The following is a 24,978-nucleotide window of genomic DNA, read 5'->3' on the forward strand; positions in this document are numbered from 1 at the left end:
TCACGTCCGAGCGAACTGCTTTTCGTTGTAGAGCCGCGCCCACTCGGCCCGCGGCCGGATGGACACGTCGACGTCGGCGGCCTTGGCGCGCAAGGCGCCCGCGGTGGCCTGCTCCTTCGGTGTCAGCTTGAACGGGTCCCAGCCGAAGAATCGGCAGGAGTTCTCCCACGTGATCTTGTTGATGTCGGAATCCGAGGCGCCCGCGGCGTTCAGTTCGGCGAGCACCTGCTCCGGCGCGTCAGGCCAGAAGCAGTCCGAGTGCGGATAGTCGCACTCCCACGCGATGATGTCGATGCCGATCTCGTGACGCAGCTTCAGCGACGTCTTGTCGGTGACGTAGCAGGCCAGTGAATGCTCGCGGAACACCTCGCTGGGCAGCTTGTCGCCGAAGTCCCGGCGCAGCCACTTCTGGTTGGTGTAGTGCCGGTCGCTGCGGTCGAGGTAGAACGGGATCCAGCCGATGCCACCTTCGGAGAAGGCGAACTTCAGGTCCGGGTAGTTGCGCATCGCCGGGCCCCACAACAGGTCCTGTGCGCACATCGCCGAGACCTGGGTGGCCAGGATGATGAGATTGTCGATCGGGGCGTTGGGCGCCATGCTGATGGCTCCGAAGCCGGTGCCGATGTGCAGGCACATCACCACGTTCTCTTCGGAGAGGGTGCGGAACACCGGGCCCCAGTAGTCGTCATCGTGGTAGCTCGGAAGCCCTTCGAGGTGCGGCAGTTCCGGCATGGTCACCGCGCGGCAGCCCTTGGCGGCGACGCGGCGGATCTCGTTGCACATTGCCTCGGGGTTCCACGTGGGCAGGATCGCGATCGGGATGAAGCGATCGGGGTACGAACCGGCCCATTCGTCGATGTGCCAGTCGTTGTAGGCCGAGACCATCACCAGCGTGGCCTCTTCGCGGTGCATGTTCAGGTGGCGCGCGGAGAAGCCCGTGAACGTCGGGAAGCACATCGAGGCGAGGATCCCGTTGCGGTTCATGTCGCGCACCCGTTCGTGCACGTCGTACACGCCGGGACGCATTTCCGCGAACCCGGCCGGGTCACGGCCCCACTCCTCGGCCGGCCATGACACCACAGCGTTGAGGCCGCTGACTCCCTGTGGCCTGCCCTGGTACATCCACTGATCGACGCCCTTCTCGTCGGTGACGACGATCGGCGCCTCCTGCTTGTACTTCTCCGGCACGTGACGCAGAAACATGTCCGGCGGCTCCACCACGTGGTCGTCGATGCTCACCAGTATCAGGTCGTCTTTGTGCACTGTCGCTCCTCACATCTGCGCGTATAGCTCCAGTAGTACCGTCTGAAGGCGTGACCGTCTCTGCGTCTTCGGACAGACTCTTGCCCGAATCGGCCAATGTGGTGCGGCGCCGCGTGATCGATCTCCGTCGTGGCGGCCGGGCACTGGGTGGCAGCTATCTGTACGAGGGCGATGCCCTGATCACCGGGTGGCACTCCCATGACGTGCACCAGATCGAGTACGCGTTGCATGGCGTCGTCGAGGTGGAGACCGACTCGGCGCATTACCTGCTTCCGCCTCAGCAGGCGGCCTGGATCCCGGCCGGGCTGGAGCACCAGGCGGTGATGAACCCCGACGTGAAGACGGTGGCGGTGATGTTCGACCGCACCCTGATCCCTGACGGCGGCGACCGGGCCCGGATCCTGGCGGTGTCGCCGTTGATCCGCGAGATGATGATCTACGGGCTGCGCTGGCCCATCGACAGGCGCGGAGGGGCCGCAGAAGACGAAGCCGTTTCCGACGGCTTCTTCCGGACCCTGGCGGCGTTGGTCGGCGAGGCGCTCGACCACGAGGCGCCACTGAGCCTGCCCACGTCGGACCATCCGATCGTCGCGGCGGCCATGGAGTACACCAAGAACCACCTCGACACCGCGACGAGCGAAGACGTCAGCCGCGCAGTGTCGGTCTCGGAGCGCACCCTGCGTCGGCTGTTCGCAGACTCGCTCGGATTACCTTGGCGCACTTATCTTTTACATGCCCGAATGCTGCGCGCGATGGCTCTGCTGGCCGGGCCGGCGCAGAGCGTGCAGGAGACGGCGACCGCGGTCGGCTTCGACAGCGTCAGCTCCTTCACCCGCGCCTTCACCCAGTTCTGCGGAGAAACGCCGTCGGCATACCGCCGGAGAGTCGCCGACACCTCCTGAAGATCAGTCGGCCTCGGGACGTCGGAACAGTCCTTCGCGCAACAGCGAGTCCACGGCGGCCTGCCACCGCAGAAGCTGGTTCGGCGAGATCAGCGGTTCCGCCAGATGCCGGTCGAGATGTGAGTGGAGGCTGATCGCGCCGAGGGCGAGTACCAGGCCGTTGATCGCCGCCCACGTGACGTCGACATCCGGACGAAGCTCACCGCGATCCTTGCGTTGCTGCCACCGCGCCACGCCGGCGCTGAAGAGTGTGTCGAAGATCTTCGCGCCGACGGGGCTTCCGTCGACGAGGGCACGCCCGAGGTAGGCGGCGACCTCGGGGTTCCCACTGAAGAGCGAGCTGATTCTGCTGCCAATCTCGGCGACGGAGTCCGCGGGCGGCTCCGATAGGGGCCGGCTGAAGGTCTCCCCGATCAGCGCCAGCACGTAATCGTCGACAGCGCTGATCAAGCCGGCTTTCGTGGCGAAATGATGCTGCACCAGGCCCAGCGACACTCCGGCCGCCGCAGCCACACCCCGCATCGTGGTCCCGGCGGCGCCGTTTGCTGCGAGACTGCGCCGCGGCGCGGATCTTCTCCACGTTGCGCGGCTCGTCTGCGCCGGTCCGACCCACCTCTGACACCACAGTGTTCACCGTAGACAACACCGTCACCAGCGAACTCGACAATACGGCGGTATTGCTTTTACGGTACAAACGTATTGAGTGAGAACGGAAAGGAAGGGCAGGTGTCCATGAGCTCGATACGAGTCGACGAGGAAGCGTGGACCGCGCCCTGCACGCGCGATCCGGACCGATGGATGGTCACCGCGGACGAAGGGGCCAAGTCGTTGTGCCGCGCTTGCCCGCGACGCTGGCAGTGTGCGCGCGACGCGTGTGTGACGCCGGGGGCCGTGGGCCTGTGGGCGGGGATCGTGCTCCCGGAGGGCGGCCGGAACCGGCAATTCGCCCTCAGACAACTGCGTTCGCTGGCCGAACGCAACGGGTTCTCGGCCACGAAGCGGTGATCAGCGGTTCTGCGTGGCGACGGCCGAGGACTGCCCCGACGACGAGATGAAGTCCTCCAGCAGATCCACCACGTCGGTCGGTTTCTCGACGTGGGGAAAGTGACCGACGCCGGGGAGGACCTCCAGTCGACAGCCCGGCCGCAGCCGGTCGAGCTCATAGCCGTGTTCGACGGGAATGATGTGGTCCTGATCGCCCCAGATCACCATCAGCGGCAGTTCCGAGGTCAGGTGCAGGCGGTTCAACGCGCTCACGGCTTGACCGCGGTAATCCACGACGGACCGCAGCGTGCGCAGGAACGCCTGCCGGGTCTGTGGATCAGACAGAGACGAGTAGGCGCTCCACATCTCAGCTCCCCGGGGTGACTGGATGTTCGCGGCGGAGAACCAGCTACGGACCTTGTTGCCGAGTCGCACCACGGGCGAGGGGGCGATGACCGGCAGGAGCAGTTCGGCGCCCGGCGCCGACAGCAGGCGCAACGTCCAGCCCACGTCCTGGCCGAGGCCGCCGCTGCTGATGAGCACCAGCCGTCGGCAGTAGTCGGGGTGCTGGTAGACGAACTGCATGGCCACCCCGCCGCCAAGTGACTGACCCACGACGGTGACCTGCGTGACGCCGAGTTCGTCGAGCAGGTCCCGAAGCCCCACGGCGAACGCGCCCAAGGAGTAGTCGCTGCGCGGCTTGGCGGACTGACCGTGACCGAGAAGATCCGGGGCGATCACGCGGTACCGCTTCGCGAGCTGGGGCAGGACCGCGCGCCAGGTGTCGGAGCTGCCGGCCATGCCGTGCAGCAGCAGCAAGGTCTCCTCGCCGCGACCGACGTCCCGGTACGCGACGCGATCACCGTGCAGATCCAGGTACTTCAAATCGGTCATCAGGCGTATGTCCCCCATCCGTGACGTAATACTCGCCATGGTCGCAGAGGATCCGCGCCGGCACGCCCTGTCGTGCGCATCCCGACCCGCGGCATCAGAAGGTGAGCAGCATCACCAGAGTGGTGGCGAAGCGAAAGAGGTTTCGCGGCCTCGCGGCGGGGTAATTATCGGCCCAGTCGAGCGCGTCGAGGTCGAGAAGGAGAAGTCATGGCCGACAGGGCCGGAGGCACCCCCAGTTCGGACGATCCATTCAACGAGACCGTCGCCACCACGGGCCTCTTCCTGATCATCACCGCGATCATCTCGCTGGCCTTTGCCGTCGCCAGCTGGGGACTCTCGGAGACCGTGATCGCGGTCTTCGCCGGGGCCATCGCGGTCGTCAGCTTCACCGCGAGCATCCTGTGCTTCAAGAATCAGGCGGGCGACGCCGCGCCGGCCGCGGTCGAAGCGTCTGCCTGATCTTCCTCCGGTCGGCGAACGTTCCGGGCCCTCTTTGGCGGCCGCGGGGTACACCTGCAGCGAACCCGCGAAGCGGCGCGTTTTGGCCATAGACCGGCAGTTGCGCAGAGCCGGGACGAGGCGATCCTCGCAGCGTATTTCCGGACCATCGATCACATGCGACGGCCCGTCCTCACCAGTAGGCGGGCCGTTCGTCGTTCTCAACCACGGCGACGTCTCCCCCGATGCTTCATGACGCCCTCTTGTCGCTCGCGCAACACGCGGTGGCGAGTTGAGGGCGCGAGAGGGGACTTGAGTGCGCGAGGGGGGACTCGAACCCCCACGCCCGTAGGGCAATGGAACCTAAATCCATCTCGTCTGCCAGTTCCGACACTCGCGCAAGCCCGCCGAGTCTAGCGCGCCGTGTAAGGGAACCTGTCGGACAACGTCCCTACCTTGACCTCAAACAGCAAGACCAGGGGGCGACATGAGATCAAGGGAAGAATTCGAAGAAGTCCAGCGACTGATCGCGACGGGCAAGAACGATTGCGAGATAGCAAGACTGACCGGCATCCCGCGAAAAACCGTGTGGGAGTGGCGTCGTAGACCGCCATCCAGCGACCGGCCACGGGCGGGACGGTCGGCGTGCGGAGTCGAGCACGACCTGCCAAGTCTGCCGGGCAAGCCCTACGCCTATCTCCTAGGTCTTTATTTGGGCGATGGGTGCATTTCCAAAGCGGCACGCAGCTACACCCTGCGCGTCACATGCGACAAGCGATATCCGAGCATCATCGACCGGTGCCGCCAAGCGATCGACGCGTTGTTTCCCCGGCAGCGTGCCGGAGTCTATTGGCGGAGAAGCGGCTGTGCGGACGTGTATCAGTGCTCCAAACATTGGCCGTGCCTGTTTCCTCAACACGGCCCCGGCCGCAAGCACCACCGGAAGATCGCGCTCGAGCGGTGCAGCAGGAGATCGTCGACCGCGAGACCGAGGAGTTCGTCATGGGGCTGATCCACAGCGACGGCTGCCGCGTCGTCGCCAACGACCGCGGCGTGCTCAGTGTCCGGTACCACTTCAGCAACCGGTCCGAGGACATCATCGGACTCTTCACTGCTGCGCTCGACAGACTGGGCATCACCTGGCGGCGGTCGGACAAGTACACCGTCTCGATTTACCGCAAAGCCGCGACGGCCCGCATGGACGAGTTCATCGGACCCAAGGATGTCGCGGTACCGTTGAACGGTGTCCACTACACGGCGTAGGAGGCCGGCGCTCATCCTGTTGATGGTCGCCGCCGCCGCGGGCTGCCTCGCCCTGGCGTGGTGGCAATGGACCCGCTACGAGTCGACATCGGGCAGCTTCCAGAATCTCGGCTACGCGTTGCAGTGGCCGTTGTTCGCGGGGTTCTGCGTGTACGCATACTTCAAATTCGTCCGCTACGAGCAGGCCCCACCCGAGCCGCACCCGAGCGATACCGTCACCGAGATTCCCGCCGGCCTGCTGCCCGAGCGTCCGAAGGCGTCGAGCGGGGCAGATGACGACGCGACATTGCGCGAGTACAACGCCTACCTGGCAGAGTTGGCGAAAGCCGATGCCGAAGACCAGACGCAGCAGACAAGAGGAACCGGTACGTGACCGCACCCGAATCCCCCACGCCCATCGTCCCCGTCGAGGCCATCCGTAAGGCCCTCACCGGATACCGTGTCCTGGCCTGGGCCACCGGTCTCTGGCTGATCGCGCTCTGCTACGAGATGGTGATGAAGTACGCATTCAACGACGACTCGCTGGGCTGGATCGCGGTGGTCCACGGCTGGGTGTACTTCGTCTACCTGCTGTTCACCGCGAACCTCGCCGTGAAGGTGCGCTGGCCGATCGCCAAGACCGTCGGCATCCTGCTCGCCGGCACCGTCCCGCTCGTCGGCATCATTGTCGAGCACTTCCAGACCCAGAACATCAAGGCACAGTTCGGTCTCTGACCGGCGTTTGCCCACGCATCGATAGCTACACTCGATGCGGTGTCAGCCAGCCCCGGCGTGCGCTGTGGCGCCGCCCCGGCGGGCCGGCATCACCACGCGTCGTCCCGCGATCCTGCCCTCACCGGTCTGCGTGCGGTCGCGGCATTGCTGGTCGTCAGCACGCACGCGGCGTTCGCGACCGGCTACCTCACGCACGGCTACCTCGGCGCCATGTACGGGCGCCTGGAGATCGGCGTCGCGATCTTCTTCGTGCTGTCGGGTTTCCTGCTGTTCCGGCCCTGGGTGCGCGCGGCCGCCGACCGTCGGCCCCCGCCCTCGCTGCGCCGCTACACCCGAAACCGGTGGCGCCGCATCGTGCCCGCCTACGTGGTCACGGTGGTCGCGGTCTTCGAGATCTATACCGTGTTCGCGCCGGGCCCCAACCCCGGGCAGACCTGGCAGGGGTTGCTGCGCTATGTGACCTTCACCCAGATCTACAGCGATGACTATCTGGTGACGCTGCTGCATCCCGGGCTGTCGCAAATGTGGAGTCTGGCCGTCGAGGCGTCGTTCTACCTCGCGCTCCCGGCGCTGGCGTACCTGGTGCTGCGGATCCTCGGCCGCGGGCAGTGGCGACCCGCGCGGACGCTCGCCGGACTCGCACTGCTCGCGGCGGTGACACCGGTGTGGCTGGCGGTGGTCACGGTCACCGACGTCCTGCCGAACTCGGCGGGGATGTGGTTGCCGGCGCATCTGGCCTGGTTCGCCGGAGGAATGGCGCTGGCGGTGCTGGAGGCGATCGGCGCGCGCTGCGCCGCGATCGTCGCGATACCTGTCGCGTTCGTGTTGTTCCTGCTGGTGTCGACGTCACTCGGGGGCACGCTGTCGGGACCTGATCCGGCCTCGGCGCCGATCGTGAGGTCCATGCTGTACGCGGTGATCGCGACGCTGGTCGTGGCGCCGGTCGCGCTCGGCCATCATGACTCCTACGCGCGGGTGCTGGCCGGCAGGCCGATGGTGTGGCTCGGTGAGATCTCCTACGAGATCTTCCTGGTCCACGTCGTGGTGATGGCACTGACAATGCATCTGGTGCTGGGCTGGCCGCTGTTCACCGGGTCGATGCCCGGCTTGTTCGCGGCGACGCTGGCGCTGACCATCCCGGTGGCCTGGCTGCTGCACCGGGTCACCCGGCCTCAGACCAGAGAACGCAGCGACGGCAGCAGCGCGGCCAGTGCACGGCCGCGGTGCGACGCCGCGTCCTTCTCCGCGGGGCTCAGCTCGGCCGCGGTCCTCGCCGAACCGGCGGGAAGGAATACCGGGTCGTAACCGAACCCTCCGTCGCCGCGCGGCTCCCGGACGATGCTGCCGCGCCACTCGCCGCGCACCACTACCGACTCGTTCTTCCCGGGACCGGAGACCAGCGCGCACGCCGACACGAACGCCGCGCCACGGCGCTCCTCGGGTACGTCGGCGAGCTGACCGAGCAGCAGTGCAGTATTGGCCGGATCGTCGCCGTGTCGTCCCGACCAGCGCGCGCTGAGCACGCCCGGCATCCCGTTGAGCGCGTCGACCTCCAGCCCGGAATCGTCGGCGACCGCGGGTATGCCGGTCGCGGCGAATGCGTCCCGCGCCTTGGCCAACGCGTTCTCCTCGAACGTCGCCCCGGTTTCTGGTGCCTCGTCGAACGGCACGACATCATCGAGCGACAACAGAGTCAGCTCCACACCGGCGCCGTCGAGCACGCGGCGCAGCTCGGCGAGCTTCTTGGGGTTGCGGGAGGCGACCAGGACCCGAGGCACCCGGGTCAGCTTCCGAACGCCTTCTTCGAGGGACCGGACTCCGGCAGCACTCCCGGATAGGGCTGCTCGAGCGCGCTGCGCTGGATCGCGAACAGCTGATCGCAGGCCACCATCGCGACATCGAGCATCTTGTCCAGCGTCGACCGCGGGAACGTCGCGCCCTCACCTGTGCCCTGGATCTCCACAAGCGTGCCGGTGTCGGTGGCGACGACATTCATGTCGACCTCGGCGCGCGAATCCTCGGTGTAGGGCAGGTCGACGCGGATGCGGCCGTCCACCACCCCGACACTGACCGCGGCGATCGCGCAGGACAGCGGCCGCGGATCGGGCAGCTTGCCTGCGGCGGCCAGGTAGGTGACGGCATCCGACAGCGCGACGTATGCGCCGGTGATGGCTGCGGTGCGGGTGCCGCCGTCGGCCTGCAACACGTCGCAGTCGATCGCGATGGTGTTCTCGCCGAGCGCGGCCAGGTCGATGCAGGCGCGCAGGGATCGGCCGACCAGCCGGCTGATCTCCTGCGTGCGGCCACCCACTCGTCCCTTCACCGACTCGCGATCGGAACGCTCATGCGTCGCGGCGGGCAGCATGGCGTACTCGGCGGTCAGCCAGCCCTGCCCGGAACCCTTGCGCCAGCGCGGCACCCCCTCGGTGACGCTGGCCGTGCACATCACTCGGGTGTCTCCGAACTCGACCAGCACCGAACCGGCGGGATGGTTGGTGAAACCCCGGGTGATGGTGACCGGGCGCAATTCGTCGTCGAGTCGACCGTCTTCTCGTCTGGACACGGGCCAACCCTAGCCGGACGCTCCGATCAGGAGCGCGCGACCTCGAAGGTCTCGTTGGAGACCACCGCGTGCACTGGGCCGTCGAACTCCGCCTTGGCCTCGCTGATCACGTCCTCGCGCGACGTCCACGGCGGAATGTGGGTGAGCAGGAGTTCGGACACACCGGCGCGGGCCGCCGCGCGGCCGGCTTCGGCGCCGGACAGGTGCAGCCGCGGCGGACGGTCCGGCGAGTCGGTCCAGGACGCCTCGCACAGGAACACGTCGGCGCCGCGGGCCAGGTCGATCAGCGCATCGCAGTAACCGGTGTCGCCGCTGTAGACCAGCGTCGCACCGGACAGATCAGTGATACGCATGCCGTAGGACTCCGTCGGGTGGCAGACCAGGCGCGGCAGCACGGTCAGCGCGCCGATATCCACGGCCTGGTTGTCGACCCAGTGCCGGATCTCGAAGATGTCGCTGAAGTCGTCGATCTCGCCGTCCTCGGGCGACGACGCCGCACCGAGGCGGGCCCAGGTGTTGGCGGGGCCGTAGACGAAGCCGCGTTCCTGCGCCGGCGTCGGGTGATAGCGCCGCCAGACGAACAATCCGGGCAAATCCAGACAGTGGTCGGCATGCAGATGTGACAGCAACACGTGGACGGCGTTCGGATCCGCGTGACGCTGCAGCGCTCCGAGGACACCGCCACCGAAATCGAGAACCAACGGCGGCGTGTCGGGCGCGGTGACGAGATATCCCGACGCGGGCGAATCAGGACCGACCACACTGCCGGAGCAACCGAGTACGGTGATTCGCACGCTCACTAGCTTGCCATGCCCGGGATCGCCATGACGAAAACATCGCCGCTTTGGGCGACGAACGTCATGTTCGGGCGCCGGCGTGACGCTGAACAGGCCGGACCCCGTCAAGGCTGGGACCGAGGAACCGTGTCGCCAGCGCGGTGAACGCGCCCGGGTCCCCGGTCGCTTCGAATTGCCGGCGCGGACCCACCGCCGGGTCGACCGGATGCGGTTTCAGCAACTCCTGCTCGGTCAGCACGCGCAGCAGATCCTTGGCGGTCTCCTCGGCGCTGGACACCAGCGTGACGTGGTCGCCCATCGCCAGCTGGATCAGACCCGACAGCATCGGATAGTGCGTGCAGCCGAGCACCAGCGTGTCGACCCCGGCCCGCTGCAGCGGCTCCAGGTATCCCTCGGCGAGACCGAGCACCTGACGTCCGCTGGTCACCCCCCGCTCGACGAAGTCGACGAAGCGGGGGCAGGCCACCCCGAACACCTCGATGTCGCGGGCCGCCGCGAAGGTGTCCTGGTAGGCGCCCGACGCGATGGTCGCTGCCGTGCCGATGACTCCGATCCGGCCGTTGCGGGTGGTGGCGACCGCGCGCCGCACCGCGGGCAGGATCACCTCGACCACCGGGATCGGCGCGTAGCGTTCCCGTGCGTCACGCAGGCACGCCGAGGACGCCGAGTTGCAGGCGATCACCAGCGCCTTGACGCCCCGCGCGGCGAGGTCGTCGCCGACGGCCAGCGCATGGGCGCGGATCTCGGGGATGGTCAGCGGTCCGTACGGTCCGTTGCCGGTGTCGCCGATGTAGATGATGTCCTCGTCGGGCAGCTGGTCGATCACCGCGCGGGCGACCGTGAGGCCTCCCACCCCGGAGTCGAAGATCCCTATCGGCGCCTGCTGTGACGTCATCGGGTCGGATACAGCGGAGCCGGGCCGGGCCTGCGGGACTGACGCGCCCGGCGTTCGGGACCGGACAGCAGGTAGGCCGCCAGCACGCCGGCGGCCGCGCCGCACAGGTGCCCCTGCCAGGAGACGCCGAAGGTGCCGGGCAGCACGCCGAGCAGGATGCTGCCGTAGATGAACAGCACCACCACCCCGACCACGATCTCCCACACGTTGCGCGTGAAGAAGCCGAACACGATCAGAAAGGTCAGCCATCCGAAGATCAGGCCGGACGCGCCGATGTGGTTGGTCTCGACGACCATTCCGTTGTAGGTGGGGGCGCCGACGTTGCCGATCAGCCAGGTGCCGATACCGCCGACGATCCAGACGATCGCGGTGGCATACACAAACCGCGACAGACCGGCCAGGGTCATCAGGAAGCCGAGCACCAGCGCCGGGCCGGTGTTGGCCATCAGATGCTCCCAGTTGGAGTGCAGCAGCGGGGCGAACAGGATGCCGGTCAACCCGTCGGTCTCCAGCGGGCGAATCCCGTTGCTGTCCAAGCGGTGTCCGGTCAACGAATCGAACAGCTCGATGACCCAGAGCAGCACGACGAACGACACGACGGTGAGCCCGCCGACCACCCACGCGGGCCGCTTCTTCGGCTCCGCGGGGAGAGCGGGGTATCCACCGGTTCCCGTCACGCCCAAAGCTGCCCTTCCAACGCGTCCTCCGCGTCGTCCAGGCTACCGGCGTAGGCACCGGTGGACAGATACTTCCAGCCGGCGTCACAGACGGTGAATGCGATGTCGGCGCGCTCCCCGGCCTTGACCGCCGTGGCCGCCATGCCCAGCGCCGCGTGCAGGATCGCACCGGTGGAGATGCCGGCGAAGATTCCCTCGGTCTGCACCAGTTCCCGGGTGCGGCGCACGGCGTCATAGGCGCCCACCGCGAAGCGGGTGGTCAGCACATCGGGGTCGTACAGTTCCGGGATGAAGCCCTCGTCGATGTTGCGCAGCGCGTACACACCTTCGCCGTAGCGGGGTTCGGCGGCGACGATCTGCACCCCTGGCACGTGTTCACGAAGGAACCGGCCGGTGCCCATCAGCGTGCCCGTCGTGCCCAGGCCACCGACGAAGTGGGTGATCTCGGGCAGATCGGCCAGCAGCTCAGGCCCGGTGCCGTCGTAGTGCGCGGCCGCGTTGGACGGGTTGCCGTACTGGTAGAGCATCACCCACGAAGGGTGTTCGGCCGCAAGCTCTTTGGCGTGCGCCACCGCGGTGTTGGAGCCACCCTCGGCCGGCGAGTAGATGATCCGTGCGCCGTAGAGCTCGAGCAGTTGCCGCCGCTCGATCGACGTGTTCTCCGGCATCACGCAGACCATCTGGTAGCCCTTCAGCAACGCCGCCATGGCCAGTGAGATCCCGGTGTTGCCGCTCGTCGGTTCCAGGATCGTGGCCCCGGGCGTGAGCCGGCCTTCGCGTTCGGCGTCCTCGATCATCCGCAGCGCCGGCCGGTCTTTGATCGAACCTGTCGGGTTGCGGTCCTCAAGTTTGGCCCACAGCCGCACGTGGGGCGAACCGTCCCAGGCCGGCGAGAGCCGCTGCAGCCCGACCAGCGGCGTGCCCCCCAGCGCTTCGAGCAGCGAGTTGTAACGGGTCATCGGGCCGGCTCAACCTCCCGCGACGGCGGGCAGGATGGTGACCGAGTCACCGTCGGAGATCGCCGTGTCCAGACCGCCGGAGAAACGCACGTCCTCGTCGTTGACGTAGATGTTGACGAAGCGGTGCAGCTTGCCGTTATCGACGAGCCGTTCCGAGATGCCGGAGTAGTTCGCCTCGAGGTCGGCGATCACGGCCTGCAGGGTGTCCCCTGAGGCGGAGACGCGCTTCTCGCCGCCGGTGTGGGTGCGCAGGATCGTGGGGATGGACACAGAGATGGCCATGGAAGGACTCCTTCGGGTTGTCTTCAGTACTGCTCGACGATGGTGACGGGCTCTTCGGCGACGACGCCGTCCACAATGCGGTAGCTGCGCAACTCGTGGCGGTCGGGGTCGCGGGTGGACACCAGGACGTAGTGGGCGTCGGGTTCGGACGCGTAGGAGATGTCGGTCCGGCTCGGGTAGGCCTCGGTGGCGGTGTGCGAGTGGTAAATCACCACGGGAACCTCGTCCGCCTGCTCCATGGCGCGCCACACCTTGAGTTGCTCACCGGAGTCGAACCGGTAGAACGTCGGCGAGCGCTCCGCGTTGACCATCGCGATGAACCGCTCAGGACGATCGGAACCCTCGGGGCCCGCGATGACGCCGCAGGCTTCGTCGGGATGATCGGCGCGGGCGTGGCTGACCATGGCCTCGACCAGGTCAGCACGGATCGTCAGCACGCGGCTCTTCCTTTCACTCGAACGCTCCCGGTCACTCGAACGCTCCCGGCAACACATGACGGTAGGTCGGTATTCCGGCGAGCGCGTCGGCGGCCAGCACCCCGACCAACACCGCGCGGGCCAGCACCTCGGCCGCGGCGGCGCCGACCGCAGTGACCAGCGGGAGCTCCGGGGTCATCGACGCCGGCGTCGTCGGGTCGGGATTCACCTCCACCGCGCCGGTGGCCAGCGCGAACACCGTGTCACCGTCCAGCGGGGTGTGGCACGGGTTGATGGTGCGGGCCAGCCCGTCCTGAGCCGCCACCGCAACCCGGCGGCAGGCCGCCTTGCTCAGCGCCGCGTCGGTCGCGACCACGGCGATGGTGGTGTTGAGCGGACTCAGCTCGCCGTGGCGGTCGGCGTAGGCCGCCAGTTCGTTCTCGGGCGGGGCGACGAGCCCGAAGTGCTCGACGTGGGCGGCCAGCCAGGGCAGCCCGGTGGCGGGGTCGACGACATCGCCCGCGGAGTTGACCACGACGAGCGCGCCGACGGTCACGCCGGATTCCAGGGTGACCGACGCCGTACCGACGCCACCCTTGAGGACTCCGGCGCGCGCACCGACGCCGGCGCCCACGGTTCCGATCCCCACCTCGGTGCCCGCCGCGGCGGCGGCCCGATAGCCGAAGCCCGCGTCGGGTCGGCACCGCCAACCTCCGACCGGGAGGTCGAAGATCACCGCGGACGGCACGATCGGGACCACGCCGCCGTCGAGAGCCACACCGCGGTTCTGCTCCTCCAGCCAGGTCATCACGCCGTCGGCGGCGGCGAGTCCGAACGCACTCCCTCCGGTCAGCACCACCGCGTCGACGTGCCGCACCGAGTTGCTCGGATCGAGCAGATCGGTCTCTCGGGTACCCGGCGCCCCACCCCGGCCGTCGACGGCGCCGACCGTGCCCGGCGGGGTGAGCACCACGGTGGTGCCGGTCGCCCAGCCCGAGCCCAGCTGCGCGTCCTCGTCGATCCGGTGATGGTGCCCCACGCGGATACCCCCGACGTCGGTGATCGATCCGCTCATCTAGCGGGACCGATCCATCAGGCAGATCACCAGGTACTCCTGCAACACCGTCAGCCACTGGTACACGTCGAGGTGACCGGCCATCGGATGGTCGGCGGGCAACCGGTCGGGGATGTCGGAACCGACGTCGAGCATGGTTCCGAGCGCCAGCCGCACGTCGTTGACCGCCGACGCCCACGCCTGCGCGTCGGCCTCGGACAACTCGAGTTTGCCGCCACCGGCGGGAACGGTGTCCAGCAGGCGTTGCGCCGCTTCGCGTTTGGCCTCGATGATGGCGGGCTCGTGCAGGCTGCGCAGTGCGCTGTTGAGGCTTTCCGCGGCACCCGATCCGGCCGGGTGGTCGGTGGCCGGCCGGTAGAAGTCCGGCAGCAGCCTCTTGAGCGTATCGTCTTGCGGCGGAACGGAATTGCCGGTCCTGATTCCGGTGATCTCGGCGAGTTCGTCGACCGGGGCGGACGCTTCCCGGGTGTCGAGCATGCCCAGCAGCGAGGTGACCAGACTACTCAGCAGCTCGGCCTCGTGTGCGGCCAGCGCCGACCGGAACCGCGGGCCGTCGGCGCCCTCGACCCGCTTCCATTTACGCACAGTGTCTTCAGCGGTCCTGTTGCAGTGTCGCCCACAGCCCGGCGGCGTGGAGCCTGGTCACATCGGCTTCCATGGATTCCCGGCTGCCTGCCGACACCACGGCCCTGCCCTCGTTGTGCACCTGCAGCATCAACTTGGTGGCGTGCGGCTCGCTGTAGCCGAAGAGTTTCTGGAAGACGTAGGTCACGTAGGTCATCAGGTTCACCGGGTCGTCCCAGACGATGGTCACCCACGGCACGTCGGCGGCCGCGTCCGTCTCCCGGTCCACGCGTGCGTCACGGTCTTCGCGGGTACCCGGTCGTGCCTTCGCCGGAGTCACCATGGGGCCAGGATACCGGGGCTCCGGACCGGCCTCGAACCGATACGGTGAGCCGGTGACCTTCTCGCCCACGGACCTGTCGCACACGTCTACGGCGCTGCTCACGGACAAATACGAACTGACGATGCTCGCGGCCGCGTTGCGGGACGGGACGGCGGGCAGGCACAGCACCTTCGAGGTGTTCGCCCGCCGCCTTCCCGGCGGGCGACGCTACGGCGTCAACGCCGGTACGGCGCGGTTCGTGGATGCGTTGCAGGCGTTCAGGTTCGACACAGCGGCGTTGAGTCTCCTGCAGGACGTCGTCGACGACACCACCCTGGACTATCTCGCCGGTTACCGCTTCACCGGCGACGTGGACGGCTACCCGGAGGGTGAACTGTACTTCCCCGGCTCACCGGTGCTGTCGGTGCACGGCACCTTCGGCGAATGCGTGCTGCTCGAGACGCTCGCCTTGTCGATCTTCAACTACGACAGCGCGGTGGCGTCCGCGGCGGCGCGGATGGTCAGCGCCGCGGCGGGTCGGCCGCTGATCGAGATGGGCTCGCGACGCACCCACGAACAGGGCGCCGTCGCCGCCGCGCGCGCGGCCTACCTGGCGGGGTTCGCCGGGTCGTCGAACCTGGAGGCCCAGCGGCGCCACAGCGTGCCGGCGCTGGGCACCAGCGCGCACGCCTTCACCCTGCTGCACACCACCAGGGACGGGACCCCGGCGGACTGGGAGAAGGCCGCGTTCCGCGCGCAGATCGAGGCGCTGGGCGCGGGTACCACCCTGCTCGTCGACACCTACGACATCACCGCAGGTGTGGCGCACGCGATCGAGGTCGCGGGCACCCGTCTGGGCGCGGTGCGCATCGACTCCGGCGACCTCGGCGTGCTGGCCCGTCAGGTCCGCGATCAGCTGGACGGCCTCGGAGCGGCCGAGACGCGCATCGTGGTGTCGGGTGATCTCGACGAATTCGCGATCGCCGCGCTGCGCGCCGAACCGGTGGACGTCTACGGCGTGGGAACCTCGGTGGTCACCGGGTCGGGCGCCCCGACTGCCGGCATGGTCTACAAGCTTGTCGAAGTCGACGGGATCCCGGTCGAGAAGCGCAGCAGCCACAAGGAGTCCCACGGCGGGCGCAAGCGGGCGTGCCGGCTCGTCAAGAGGTCGGGCACCATCGTCGAAGAGGTGGTCTATCCCGCCGGCGGTGCCCCTCCGGACCCGGAAGACCTGCACATCCGCGAGCTGACAGTGCCGCTGGTGCGCCACGGCGAGCCGGTCGCCGACCTGGGGCTGGACGCCGCCCGCGCCCGCGTCGCCGACGGCCTGCTCAGCCTGCCGTGGGACGGTCTGAGCCTGTCGAGCGGCGATCCCGCGATCCCGACCCGGATGGTCGCTCCCCCGCCCGGACGGAAGTAGACCCCGGTGGAGGTCACCGGTCTGCTGGCCACGGCCGTCGCCGCGCTGGGCGGCGCCACCCGCGACGGCCAGATCGCGATGGCCGAAGCGGTCGCGCGTGCGTTCGACACCGGGGAGCATCTCGCCGTCCAGGCCGGCACCGGCACGGGTAAGTCGCTGGCGTATCTGGTGCCTTCCGTCGCGCACGCGGTGGCGGAGAACCGCCCTGTGGTGGTCTCGACGGCCACGATCGCGCTGCAGCGCCAGCTGGTCGACCGCGACCTCCCCCGGCTCGTCGACTCGCTGGCCGCGGCGCTGCCCCGCCGGCCGACCTTCGCGCTGTTAAAAGGTCGCGGAAACTACCTGTGCCTGAACAAGATTCACAACGGATCCACGGGCAGCGAACCGGACGACATCCCGCAGGAGGAACTGTTCTCCCCGGTGGCGAGCAGCGCGCTGGGCCGCGACGTGAAACGGCTCACCGAGTGGTCGGAGACGACGGACACCGGGGACCGTGACGAACTCAAACCCGGTGTTGCGGACCGGTCCTGGTCGCACGTCAGCGTGTCGGCACGCGAATGCATCGGGGTGTCGCGGTGCCCGTTCGGCACAGACTGTTTCGCCGAACGGGCGCGCGGCCGGGCCGGTGAGGCCGACGTCGTGGTGACCAACCACGCGCTGCTGGCCATCGACGCCATCGGTGATGCCAACGTGCTGCCCGAACACGAGTTGCTCGTCATCGACGAGGCGCACGAACTGGTCGACCGCGTCACCGGGGTCGCCACCGCCGAACTGTCGGCCACGCTGCTGGGAATCGCGCACCGGCGGGCCGCGCGGGTGGTGACGCCCGAACTCGCCGAACGGCTGGAGGCCGCGTCGACGACGTTCTCGTCGGCGGTTTTCGAGGCCCGTCCCGGCCGGATCGACGTTCTCGACGAGGAGTTGGGAAGCTACCTGGCCGCTCTGCGCGACGCCGCGCACGCGGCACGCACCGCGGTCGACACCGCGCCCAACGATCCGAAGACGGCGTCGGCGCGCGCCGAGGCGGCCACCGCGCTGTCGGATGTCAGCGACACCGCCGCCCGGATCCTCGACTCGTTCGTGCCGGCCATTTCCGACCGCACCGACGTGGTGTGGCTCGACCACATCGACGACGCCAGGTCCGGCAGCCGCGCGGTGCTGCGGGTTGCGCCGCTCTCGGTGGCCGGGCTGTTGCGAAGCAGGCTGTTCGGGCATTCGACAGCGGTGTTGACCTCCGCGACGCTGACCATCGGGGGCAGTTTCGATGCGATGGCCGCCGCATGGGGTCTGTCCGGCGGCGCCGACCGCGAGCCCGGTCAGCAGAGCAGCGCCGTGCGCTGGCGCGGTCTGGACGTCGGGTCGCCGTTCGACCATGCGAAGTCGGGCATCCTCTACGTCGCCGCGCACCTGCCGCCGCCCGGCCGTGACGGCGCCGGATCCGCGGAACAACTCGACGAGATCTGCGCGCTGATCGAGGCCGCCGACGGCCGCACGTTGGGGTTGTTCTCGTCGATGCGCGCCGCCAAGTCGGCGGCGGAGGTGATGCGCGAGCGACTCGACACCCCCGTGCTGTGCCAGGGCGATGACAACACGTCGGCACTGGTCCAGCGTTTCGCCGACGACGAGCAGACCTCACTGTTCGGCACGCTGTCGCTCTGGCAGGGCGTCGACGTGCCGGGGCCCTCGTTGTCGCTGGTGCTCATCGACCGCATCCCGTTTCCCCGCCCAGACGATCCGCTGCTCACCGCGAGGCAGCGCAGGGTGGCCGCGCGCGGCGGCAACGGTTTCATGGCGGTCGCGGCCAGCCATGCGGCGCTGCTGCTCGCCCAGGGCGCCGGAAGATTGCTGCGCGGCATGGACGACCGCGGCGTGGTGGCCGTGCTGGATTCCCGGATGGCCACCGCCCGCTACAGCGGATTCCTGCGCGCATCGCTGCCGCCGTTCTGGGCGACGACCGACGGCGCAGCGGTGCGGGCGGCGCTGCAGCGTCTTCGCGGCCCGCGCTGACCTCCGCGATACCCGCAGTCGGCGGCGCGAATTCACTATCCTGTCGACAACGTTCGGCCGCCGGAGTCACGCCGCTGCGGCCACGAGGGAAAGGCGGCGTCCATGAGCCCGTCGAGAAGGCCGCGCGCACTGTTCGGCATCGCGGTCACCGGCTGCGCGGTCCTGGCCGCCGTCGCCTGCTCCACCACGCTGGCGGGCAGCCCGGTGTCCGTGTTCGACGACCCGTTCCGGGTGGCGGGGATGCCGGCCACCGACGGCCCGACCGGGTTGCGCCCCGGCGCCGAAGGCCCCGCACGCGATGTCCGCGACACTGACGGTGGCGCGATGGATGAGCTCGCCGCGAACGCGATCAGCGACATCGAAGACTACTGGGCGAGGGCCTACGAGGAGACCTTCGACGAGAGGTTCCGCCCGGTCGCCGAACTGATCTCGTGGGACGCCAACGGGTTTGACGGCGAGTTCTGCGGCGAGGACACCTACGGTCTGGTCAACGCCGGCTACTGCTACGCCGACCGGACCATCGGTTGGGACCGTGGCGAGTTGCTGCCCGGACTGCAGCGCGCACACGGGGACATCGGCGTGCTGATGGTTCTCGCGCACGAGTACGGGCACGCCGTCTCGCGGTTGGCCGGCCTGACGAAGAAGGACACGCCGACGCTGGTCGCCGAGCAACAGGCCGACTGCTTCTCCGGCGCCTATATGCGCTGGGTCGCCGAGGACTCCTCACCGCGGTTCACGCTGAGCACCGGCGAGGGCCTCAACAACGTACTCGCCGGCGTCATCTCCGTCCGCGATCCGCTGCTGACCGAGGGCGATCCCGATGCCGGTGTCGACGAGCACGGTTCGGCATTCGAGCGGTTGTCGGCGTTCCAGTTCGGCTTCACCGACGGCCCGTCGGCGTGCGCGGGCATCGATCTGGCCGAGATCGACCAGCGGCGCGGAGACCTGCCGGTGCTGCTGCCCGAGGACCAGACGGGCGAGTTGCCGGTCACCGAGGATTCTGCCCGCTCGATCGTCGATGCGATGGGAATCCTGTTCTCGCCCAAGAACCCTCCCACGCTGAGCTTCGACGCCGAGGCCGCGCGCAGCTGTCCGGACGCCCGGCCGAGCCCGCCCGCGTCCTTCTGCCCGGCGACCAACACGATCGTCGTCGATCTGCCCGCGCTCGAGGAGATGGGCGCACAGGCCGATCCCCGGGACGGCGGAAGCCTGGCCACCGGCGACAACATGGCCTACTCGGTGCTGGTGTCGCGGTACATGCTGGCGATCCAGCATGAACACGCTGGGGTGGCACTGGACAGCGCCGAGGCCGCGCTGCGGACCGCGTGTCTGACCGGGGTCGCGACGGTGAAGATGACCGAAGAAGTGACCACCCCCGACGGTGACACGGTCGCGCTCACCGCCGGCGACGTCGACGAGGCGGTCTCCGGCATTCTCACCAACGGGTTGGTCGCCAGCGATGTCAACGGGGAATCCGTGCCCTCGGGGTTCTCCCGCATCGACGCCTTCCGGCTGGGGGTCCTCAGCGACGCGGAGCGCTGCTTCAAACGCTTTCCGTGAGCCGGGGTCTGCGGCGGCGTCACGCCAAGGTGATCAGCCCTAGTTCGTTGTCGCCGGCCAGCAGCCGGTGATGGGGCAGCACCCGGACCGTGTACCCGACCGATCCGGCGATCGGCAGCGGTGTCGTCGCGGTGAAGATCTCGTCGCCGCTCTCGGCCGTGCCCGCGTGGTCCATCGGCACGATGGCCGGGTCGAGGAGCGAATCGCCGGCGTCGACGCGGCCCAGCACCGCCTGCACCGCCACCTCGTCGGGACGCAGGCGGCCGAGCGACACCGTCGCGGTCAGCGTCAGTTCCGAGCCCAGTAGCGGGGTGTCAGGCAGCCCGTAGCTGTCGACGTCGGTGATCTTGACGTGCGGCCAGGCCTGTCTGACCCGCCTGCGGTAGTCGGCGAGTTCGCGTGCCGCGCCGAAGGGCTGGCCGAACTCCGGTGCGCTGCCGGGCTCGATCACCTGTCGCAGCGCATGGGCCGCAGGCAGATAGTACTTCTCGGTGTAGTCGCGAACCATGCGGGAGGCCAACACCTTCGGCCCCAGCGTCTGCAACGTGTGGCGAACCATTTCGACCCACCGGGTCGGGACGCCGTTCTCGTCGCGGTCGTAGAACTTCGGTGCGACCGCACGCTCGAGCAGGTCATACAATGCCGCGGCCTCAAGGTCGTCGCGCCTGCCCTCGTCGGCCAGTCCGTCGGCAGTCGGTATCTCCCAACCGTTCTCACCGTCATACCACTCGTCCCACCACCCGTCGCGGATGGACAGGTTCAGGCCACCGTTGAGCGCACTCTTCATCCCCGAGGTGCCGCACGCCTCCAGCGGGCGCAGCGGGTTGTTCAGCCACACATCGCAACCGTGGTAGAGCTTGCGCGCCATCGAGATGTCGTAGTCGGGCAGGAAGGCGATGCGGTGGCGCAGGTCTTCCCGGTCGGCGAACCTCACGATCTGCTGGATCAGCGCCTTGCCGCCCTCGTCGGCGGGGTGCGATTTCCCGGCCACGATCAGCTGCATGGGGCGCTTGTCGTCGAGCAGCAATCTGGCCAGCCGTTCGGGATCGCGCAGCATCAGCGTCAGCCGCTTGTAGGTCGGCACCCGGCGAGCGAACCCGATGGTGAGTACGCCTGGATCGAAAGCGGTTGCCACCCAGCCGAGCTCGGCGTCAGAGGCACCACGCTCCAGCCAGGAGCGGCGCAGCCGGGCGCGGACGTCCTCGATCAGCTCGGCGCGCAGCTGCGAGCGGATCCACCACAGATGTCCCGAATCGACCTGCTGCAACCTCGACCAGGACTCGGTCTCTCGCAGCGAGGTCAGGTCCTCGCTGCCGAGCAGCTCGCGTCCCAGCTCCATCCACTGCGGCGCCGCCCAGGTGGGCGCGTGCACGCCGTTGGTGATCGACCCGATCGGAACCTCGCCCGGGTCGAAACCCTGCCACAGATCGTTGAACATCACCCGGCTCACCCGCCCGTGCAGCAGGGACACCCCGTTGGCGCGCTGGGCCAGGCGAAGGCCCATGTGCGCCATGTTGAATTTCGTCGGGTCATCCTCGGCGCCGAAGGCGAGGATGCGTTCCAGCGGCACCCCGGGCAACAGCGGGGAGCCGCCCACCGCGGGCGCGCCGAGCTCAGGCCCGAAATACCGTTCCACCATCTCGACCGGGAACCGGTCGATGCCCGCGGCGACCGGGGTGTGGGTGGTGAACACGGTGGACGCCCGGACCACCGACAGCGCGGTGTCGAAGTCCAGACCGGCCTCGATCAGCTCACGGATGCGTTCGGCGCCCAGGAACCCGGCGTGGCCTTCGTTCATGTGGAAGACCTCCGGGGCGGCCAGGCCTTCCAGTTCGGTGAACGCGCGGATGGCGCGCACACCGCCGATACCGGCCAGGATCTCCTGCCGGATTCGGTGCTCCTGGTCACCGCCGTACAGCCGGTCGGTGACAGAGCGCAGCTCGTGCTCGTTCTCCGGGATGTCAGAGTCCAACAGCAGCAACGGAATTCGACCGACCTGCGCAATCCAGATCCGTGCCGAAAGCTGCGCACCGTCGGGCAGCGCCAGCTCGACGAGGACCGCGGCGCCCCGCGCATCGGTCAACAGCCGCAGCGGCAGACCCTGCGGATCCAGCGCCGGATAGGCCTCGTGCTGCCAACCGTCGGCGGTCAGCGACTGGCGGAAGTACCCGCAGCGGTAGTACAGGCCCACGGCGATCAGCGGCAGTCCGAGGTCTGAGGCCGACTTCAGGTGATCGCCGGCCAGGATTCCGAGGCCACCCGAATAGTTCGGCAGCACCTCGGCCACGCCGAACTCCATCGAGAAGTACGCGATGCCCCGCGGCGGTTCCGCATCCTGTTGGTCGCCGAGCTGCTGGTACCACAGCGGCCTGCTCAGGTAGTCGTCGAGGTCGGCGGCCAGCGCATCGAGGCGCCGGACGAAGGATTCGTCGGCGGCCAGCTCCTCCAACCGGGCGGGACCGACCTGACCGAGCAGCGCCACCGGGTCTCCACCGACCTGTTCCCACAGCCTCGGGTCGATCGCCTCGAACAGATCCTGGGTCGGTTTGTCCCAGGACCAGCGCAGATTGACAGAGAGCCGCTCGAGCGCGGACAACTGTTCGGGAAGGTGGGCACGGACGGTGAATCTGCGGAGAGCTTTCACGCGTGGTCACCTTACTGCCGCGCGGCGTCCTCCGGTGGGATGATCATCCGCCCCGGCCGGCGGACCCGATGACCGACGAAAGGTTGAGTCGGACACTACGGTGGGTATAGGCGCGACAGGGCTTTGAGCCGGGCCTGCGGACGGGGACAGGACCACACCGGCCGAGCAGGTTGAGAACGAGGCAACGACGCGCGGTGCACGCCGTGCGGTGCTGATCGAGTGGTAGGGAGTGCCAGGGAGTGATCGCGTGACCGCCGGTCGAATCGAGATCGATGACGTCCAGCCCGTGGTGTCGGAAGGGCGCTTCCCCGCCAAAGCGGTCGTCGGCGAGGTTGTCCCGGTGTCGGCAACGGTGTGGCGGGAGGGCCACGACGCGGTGGCGGCAACCCTGGTGGTCCGCTACCACGGCACGGCCTATCCCGCGTTGGCCGACGAGCCCCCGGGCCGGGTCCGCTCCACCGAGGCGGTGCCGATCCAGGAGGTCGTCACCCCCGGACCGCGGGTGCGGCCGCTGGCCCTGCCGATGGCCCCGGGTCGCACCCCCGACGTGTTCCACGGCCAGTTCACTCCGGACGAGGTCGGACTGTGGACGTTTCGGGTGGACGGCTGGGGTGACCCGATCGCGACGTGGCGCAAGAACGTGACTGCGAAACTCGACGCGGGTCAGAGCGAGGGCGAGCTGAACAACGACCTGCTGATCGGGGCCCGTCTGCTGGACCGCGCCGCGACGGGCGTGCCCCGTCAGGACCGCTACCCGCTGGCGGAGGCGGCCGCCCGGCTGCGCGAGCCGGGCGATCCGTACTACCGCGCCGGCGCTGCGCTGGCCCCCGACCTGGTGGCGCTGCTCGATCAGTACCCGCTGCGCGAGCTCGTCACCCGCGGCAAGCAGTACGGCATCTGGGTGGACCGCCCGCTGGCGCGGTTCAGCTCCTGGTATGAGTTGTTCCCGCGCTCCACCGGCGGGTGGGACAGTTCCGGCCATCCTGTGCACGGGACGTTCGCCACCGCCACCAAGGCGTTGCCGCGGGTGGCCCGGATGAACTTCGACATCGTCTATCTGCCGCCGATCCATCCGATCGGCAAGGTGCACCGCAAGGGGCGCAACAACAGCGTCACCGCCGCACCGGGGGATGTCGGATCGCCGTGGGCGATCGGCAGCGACGAGGGCGGCCACGAGGCCGTCCACCCGGACCTGGGCACCATCGAGGACTTCGACGAGTTCGTCAGCGCCGCACGCTACGAGGGGCTCGAGGTCGCACTGGACCTGGCGCTGCAGTGCGCGCCGGACCATCCGTGGGCCCGTGAGCACCCCGAGTGGTTCACCGTGCTGCCCGACGGCACGATCGCCTACGCGGAGAACCCGCCGAAAAAATACCAGGACATCTACCCGCTGAATTTCGACAACGATCCCGCCGGGCTCTACGAGGAAGTGCTGCGGGTGGTCAAGTTCTGGGTGTCGCACGGCGTCAAGGTGTTTCGGGTCGACAACCCGCACACCAAGCCGCCCAACTTCTGGGCCTGGCTCATCGGGGAGGTGAAGAACACCGATCCTGACGTGCTGTTCTTGGCCGAGGCGTTCACCCGGCCGGCGCGACTGTTCGGACTGGCCAAGCTCGGGTTCACGCAGTCCTACACATATTTCACCTGGCGAACCGCCAAGTGGGAGCTGATCGAGTTCGGTGAGTCGATCGCCGAGCACGCCGACTACAGCAGGCAGAGCCTGTGGGTGAACACCCCCGACATCCTGCACGAGAGCTTGCAGCACGGCGGTCCGGGCATGTTCGCGATCCGGGCCGTGCTCGCGTCGACGATGAGCCCCACCTGGGGCATGTACTCCGGCTTCGAACTGTTCGAGCACCGCGCCGTGCGCGAGGGCAGTGAGGAGTACCTGAACTCGGAGAAGTACGAGTTGCGGCCCCGCGACTTCGAGGCAGCGCTGTCCGACGGCGAATCGCTGGAGCCATTCATCACCCGGCTCAACGAAATCCGCCGCCTGCACCCGGCTCTGCAGCAGATGCGCACCATCAAGTTCCACCACGTCGACAACGATGCGCTGCTGGCCTACAGCAAGTTCGATCCCGTCTCGGGCGATCAGGTGCTTGTGGTGGTGACTCTCAACCCGTTCGGCCCGGAGGAGGGAACGCTGTGGCTGGACATGGAGGCGCTGGGCATGGACCTGCAGGACCGCTTCTGGGTGCGCGACGAGATCTCGGGCGAGGAATACCAGTGGGGCCAGAGCAATTACGTGCGTCTGGAGCCGGCCAAAGCCGTGGCCCACGTGTTCAACATGCCCCAGGTTCCCGCCGACCAACGAGCCAACCTTCTGCGTAGGGAGTGAC

General features: G+C 68.4%; 26 protein-coding genes, 1 tRNA gene and 1 pseudogene. 12 read left to right on the forward strand and 16 right to left on the reverse strand.

What is annotated here, in order from left to right:
- On the reverse strand, positions 1 to 1,263 hold the full coding sequence (locus KXD97_RS29605) for an amidohydrolase family protein (RefSeq protein WP_260754584.1): 1,263 nt from the start codon (positions 1,261 to 1,263) through the stop codon (positions 1 to 3).
- A 50-nt stretch (positions 1,264 to 1,313) separates the two neighbouring features.
- Between KXD97_RS29605 and KXD97_RS29610 the strand changes: the two genes are divergently transcribed.
- Positions 1,314 to 2,165: a helix-turn-helix transcriptional regulator gene (locus KXD97_RS29610; protein WP_260754585.1), complete on the forward strand. Its 852-nt coding sequence runs from the start codon at positions 1,314 to 1,316 to the stop codon at positions 2,163 to 2,165.
- 3 nt (positions 2,166 to 2,168) lie between these two features.
- Here KXD97_RS29610 and KXD97_RS29615 read toward each other — a convergent pair whose 3' ends face one another.
- Positions 2,169 to 2,687 (reverse strand): TetR/AcrR family transcriptional regulator, encoded by a 519-nt coding sequence (locus tag KXD97_RS29615; RefSeq protein ID WP_396884597.1) that lies wholly within the window; start codon positions 2,685 to 2,687, stop codon positions 2,169 to 2,171.
- 210 nt (positions 2,688 to 2,897) lie between these two features.
- On the opposite strand from KXD97_RS29615, the gene KXD97_RS29620 reads away from it, so the two are divergent.
- On the forward strand, positions 2,898 to 3,170 hold the full coding sequence (locus tag KXD97_RS29620; protein WP_260754586.1) for a WhiB family transcriptional regulator: 273 nt from the start codon (positions 2,898 to 2,900) through the stop codon (positions 3,168 to 3,170).
- On the opposite strand, the gene KXD97_RS29625 is transcribed toward KXD97_RS29620, so the two are convergent.
- Positions 3,171 to 4,043: an alpha/beta fold hydrolase gene (locus KXD97_RS29625; protein ID WP_260758210.1), complete on the reverse strand. Its 873-nt coding sequence runs from the start codon at positions 4,041 to 4,043 to the stop codon at positions 3,171 to 3,173.
- A gap of 207 nt (positions 4,044 to 4,250) precedes the next feature.
- Here KXD97_RS29625 and KXD97_RS29630 point away from each other — a divergent pair, with 207 nt between their 5' ends.
- Positions 4,251 to 4,502: a hypothetical protein gene (locus KXD97_RS29630; protein WP_260754587.1), complete on the forward strand. Its 252-nt coding sequence runs from the start codon at positions 4,251 to 4,253 to the stop codon at positions 4,500 to 4,502.
- A 296-nt stretch (positions 4,503 to 4,798) separates the two neighbouring features.
- On the opposite strand, the gene KXD97_RS29635 is transcribed toward KXD97_RS29630, so the two are convergent.
- Positions 4,799 to 4,881: transfer RNA gene (locus KXD97_RS29635), tRNA-Leu, on the reverse strand.
- An 87-nt stretch (positions 4,882 to 4,968) separates the two neighbouring features.
- Between KXD97_RS29635 and KXD97_RS33420 the strand changes: the two genes are divergently transcribed.
- The 5 genes and pseudogenes from KXD97_RS33420 to KXD97_RS29655 form a co-directional block, all read left to right on the forward strand.
- A complete protein-coding gene (locus tag KXD97_RS33420; RefSeq protein WP_396884598.1) occupies positions 4,969 to 5,493 on the forward strand; it encodes a helix-turn-helix domain-containing protein in 525 nt (174 codons plus the stop codon).
- Positions 5,442 to 5,744, forward strand: coding sequence for a hypothetical protein (locus tag KXD97_RS29640; RefSeq protein ID WP_260754588.1), 303 nt, complete (start codon positions 5,442 to 5,444; stop codon positions 5,742 to 5,744). Before KXD97_RS33420 ends, KXD97_RS29640 begins: the two co-directional genes overlap by 52 nt.
- Complete coding sequence (locus KXD97_RS29645; RefSeq protein ID WP_260754589.1) at positions 5,725 to 6,117, forward strand: hypothetical protein; 393 nt, start codon at positions 5,725 to 5,727, stop codon at positions 6,115 to 6,117. The genes KXD97_RS29640 and KXD97_RS29645 overlap by 20 nt, the downstream gene beginning before the upstream one ends.
- Entirely contained in the window at positions 6,114 to 6,458 is a 345-nt protein-coding gene (locus tag KXD97_RS29650; protein WP_260754590.1) for a DUF3817 domain-containing protein, read from the forward strand. The genes KXD97_RS29645 and KXD97_RS29650 overlap by 4 nt, the downstream gene beginning before the upstream one ends.
- A 39-nt stretch (positions 6,459 to 6,497) precedes the next feature.
- A pseudogene (locus KXD97_RS29655) lies at positions 6,498 to 7,634 on the forward strand (acyltransferase family protein); the annotation flags it as partial.
- On the opposite strand, the gene rdgB reads toward KXD97_RS29655, so the two are convergent.
- From rdgB to clpS, 11 genes are read right to left on the reverse strand one after another with little or no spacing between them, the layout of a single operon-like run.
- Entirely contained in the window at positions 7,631 to 8,236 is a 606-nt protein-coding gene (rdgB, locus tag KXD97_RS29660) for an RdgB/HAM1 family non-canonical purine NTP pyrophosphatase (RefSeq protein WP_396884599.1), read from the reverse strand. The pseudogene KXD97_RS29655 and the gene rdgB overlap by 4 nt on opposite strands.
- Positions 8,237 to 8,241: 5 nt before the next feature.
- On the reverse strand, positions 8,242 to 9,021 hold the full coding sequence (rph, locus tag KXD97_RS29665; RefSeq protein ID WP_260754591.1) for a ribonuclease PH: 780 nt from the start codon (positions 9,019 to 9,021) through the stop codon (positions 8,242 to 8,244).
- A gap of 26 nt (positions 9,022 to 9,047) precedes the next feature.
- A complete protein-coding gene (locus KXD97_RS29670; protein WP_260754592.1) occupies positions 9,048 to 9,821 on the reverse strand; it encodes a cyclic nucleotide-degrading phosphodiesterase in 774 nt (257 codons plus the stop codon).
- A gap of 58 nt (positions 9,822 to 9,879) precedes the next feature.
- On the reverse strand, positions 9,880 to 10,713 hold the full coding sequence (gene murI, locus KXD97_RS29675; RefSeq protein ID WP_260754593.1) for a glutamate racemase: 834 nt from the start codon (positions 10,711 to 10,713) through the stop codon (positions 9,880 to 9,882).
- A complete protein-coding gene (locus KXD97_RS29680) occupies positions 10,710 to 11,396 on the reverse strand; it encodes a rhomboid family intramembrane serine protease (protein ID WP_260754594.1) in 687 nt (228 codons plus the stop codon). The genes murI and KXD97_RS29680 overlap by 4 nt, the downstream gene beginning before the upstream one ends.
- Positions 11,387 to 12,349, reverse strand: coding sequence for a PLP-dependent cysteine synthase family protein (locus KXD97_RS29685; protein WP_260754595.1), 963 nt, complete (start codon positions 12,347 to 12,349; stop codon positions 11,387 to 11,389). Before KXD97_RS29685 ends, KXD97_RS29680 begins: the two co-directional genes overlap by 10 nt.
- A 9-nt stretch (positions 12,350 to 12,358) precedes the next feature.
- Entirely contained in the window at positions 12,359 to 12,631 is a 273-nt protein-coding gene (locus KXD97_RS29690) for a MoaD/ThiS family protein (RefSeq protein ID WP_260754596.1), read from the reverse strand.
- A 23-nt stretch (positions 12,632 to 12,654) separates the two neighbouring features.
- A complete protein-coding gene (locus KXD97_RS29695; protein WP_396884600.1) occupies positions 12,655 to 13,125 on the reverse strand; it encodes a Mov34/MPN/PAD-1 family protein in 471 nt (156 codons plus the stop codon).
- Entirely contained in the window at positions 13,100 to 14,122 is a 1,023-nt protein-coding gene (locus KXD97_RS29700) for a P1 family peptidase (RefSeq protein ID WP_260754597.1), read from the reverse strand. Before KXD97_RS29700 ends, KXD97_RS29695 begins: the two co-directional genes overlap by 26 nt.
- Positions 14,123 to 14,707 carry a DUF2017 domain-containing protein gene (locus KXD97_RS29705; protein ID WP_260754598.1) on the reverse strand — a complete coding sequence of 195 codons (585 nt, stop codon included), beginning with the start codon at positions 14,705 to 14,707 and terminating at the stop codon, positions 14,123 to 14,125.
- Between the two features lie 7 nt (positions 14,708 to 14,714).
- On the reverse strand, positions 14,715 to 15,029 hold the full coding sequence (gene clpS, locus KXD97_RS29710; RefSeq protein ID WP_260754599.1) for an ATP-dependent Clp protease adapter ClpS: 315 nt from the start codon (positions 15,027 to 15,029) through the stop codon (positions 14,715 to 14,717).
- Between clpS and KXD97_RS29715 the strand changes: the two genes are divergently transcribed.
- The 3 genes from KXD97_RS29715 to KXD97_RS29725 all read left to right on the forward strand — a co-directional run bounded on the left by KXD97_RS29715 (position 15,028) and on the right by KXD97_RS29725 (position 19,995).
- The gene (locus KXD97_RS29715) at positions 15,028 to 16,428 is read left to right on the forward strand and encodes a nicotinate phosphoribosyltransferase (protein WP_396884601.1); all 1,401 of its coding nucleotides are present in this window, start codon (positions 15,028 to 15,030) and stop codon (positions 16,426 to 16,428) included. The genes clpS and KXD97_RS29715 overlap by 2 nt on opposite strands.
- 6 nt (positions 16,429 to 16,434) lie before the next feature.
- The gene (locus KXD97_RS29720; protein WP_260754600.1) at positions 16,435 to 18,435 is read left to right on the forward strand and encodes an ATP-dependent DNA helicase; all 2,001 of its coding nucleotides are present in this window, start codon (positions 16,435 to 16,437) and stop codon (positions 18,433 to 18,435) included.
- A gap of 102 nt (positions 18,436 to 18,537) precedes the next feature.
- Positions 18,538 to 19,995 carry a neutral zinc metallopeptidase gene (locus KXD97_RS29725; RefSeq protein WP_260754601.1) on the forward strand — a complete coding sequence of 486 codons (1,458 nt, stop codon included), beginning with the start codon at positions 18,538 to 18,540 and terminating at the stop codon, positions 19,993 to 19,995.
- Between the two features lie 19 nt (positions 19,996 to 20,014).
- On the opposite strand, the gene glgP is transcribed toward KXD97_RS29725, so the two are convergent.
- Entirely contained in the window at positions 20,015 to 22,639 is a 2,625-nt protein-coding gene (gene glgP, locus KXD97_RS29730) for an alpha-glucan family phosphorylase (RefSeq protein WP_260754602.1), read from the reverse strand.
- Positions 22,640 to 22,886: 247 nt separating this feature from the next.
- On the opposite strand from glgP, the gene KXD97_RS29735 reads away from it, so the two are divergent.
- Positions 22,887 to 24,977, forward strand: coding sequence for an alpha-1,4-glucan--maltose-1-phosphate maltosyltransferase (locus tag KXD97_RS29735; RefSeq protein ID WP_260754603.1), 2,091 nt, complete (start codon positions 22,887 to 22,889; stop codon positions 24,975 to 24,977).
- Position 24,978 lies beyond the last annotated feature (1 nt).

The organism is Mycobacterium sp. SMC-8 (genome assembly GCF_025263565.1).
In the GTDB taxonomy this organism is placed as follows: domain Bacteria; phylum Actinomycetota; class Actinomycetes; order Mycobacteriales; family Mycobacteriaceae; genus Mycobacterium.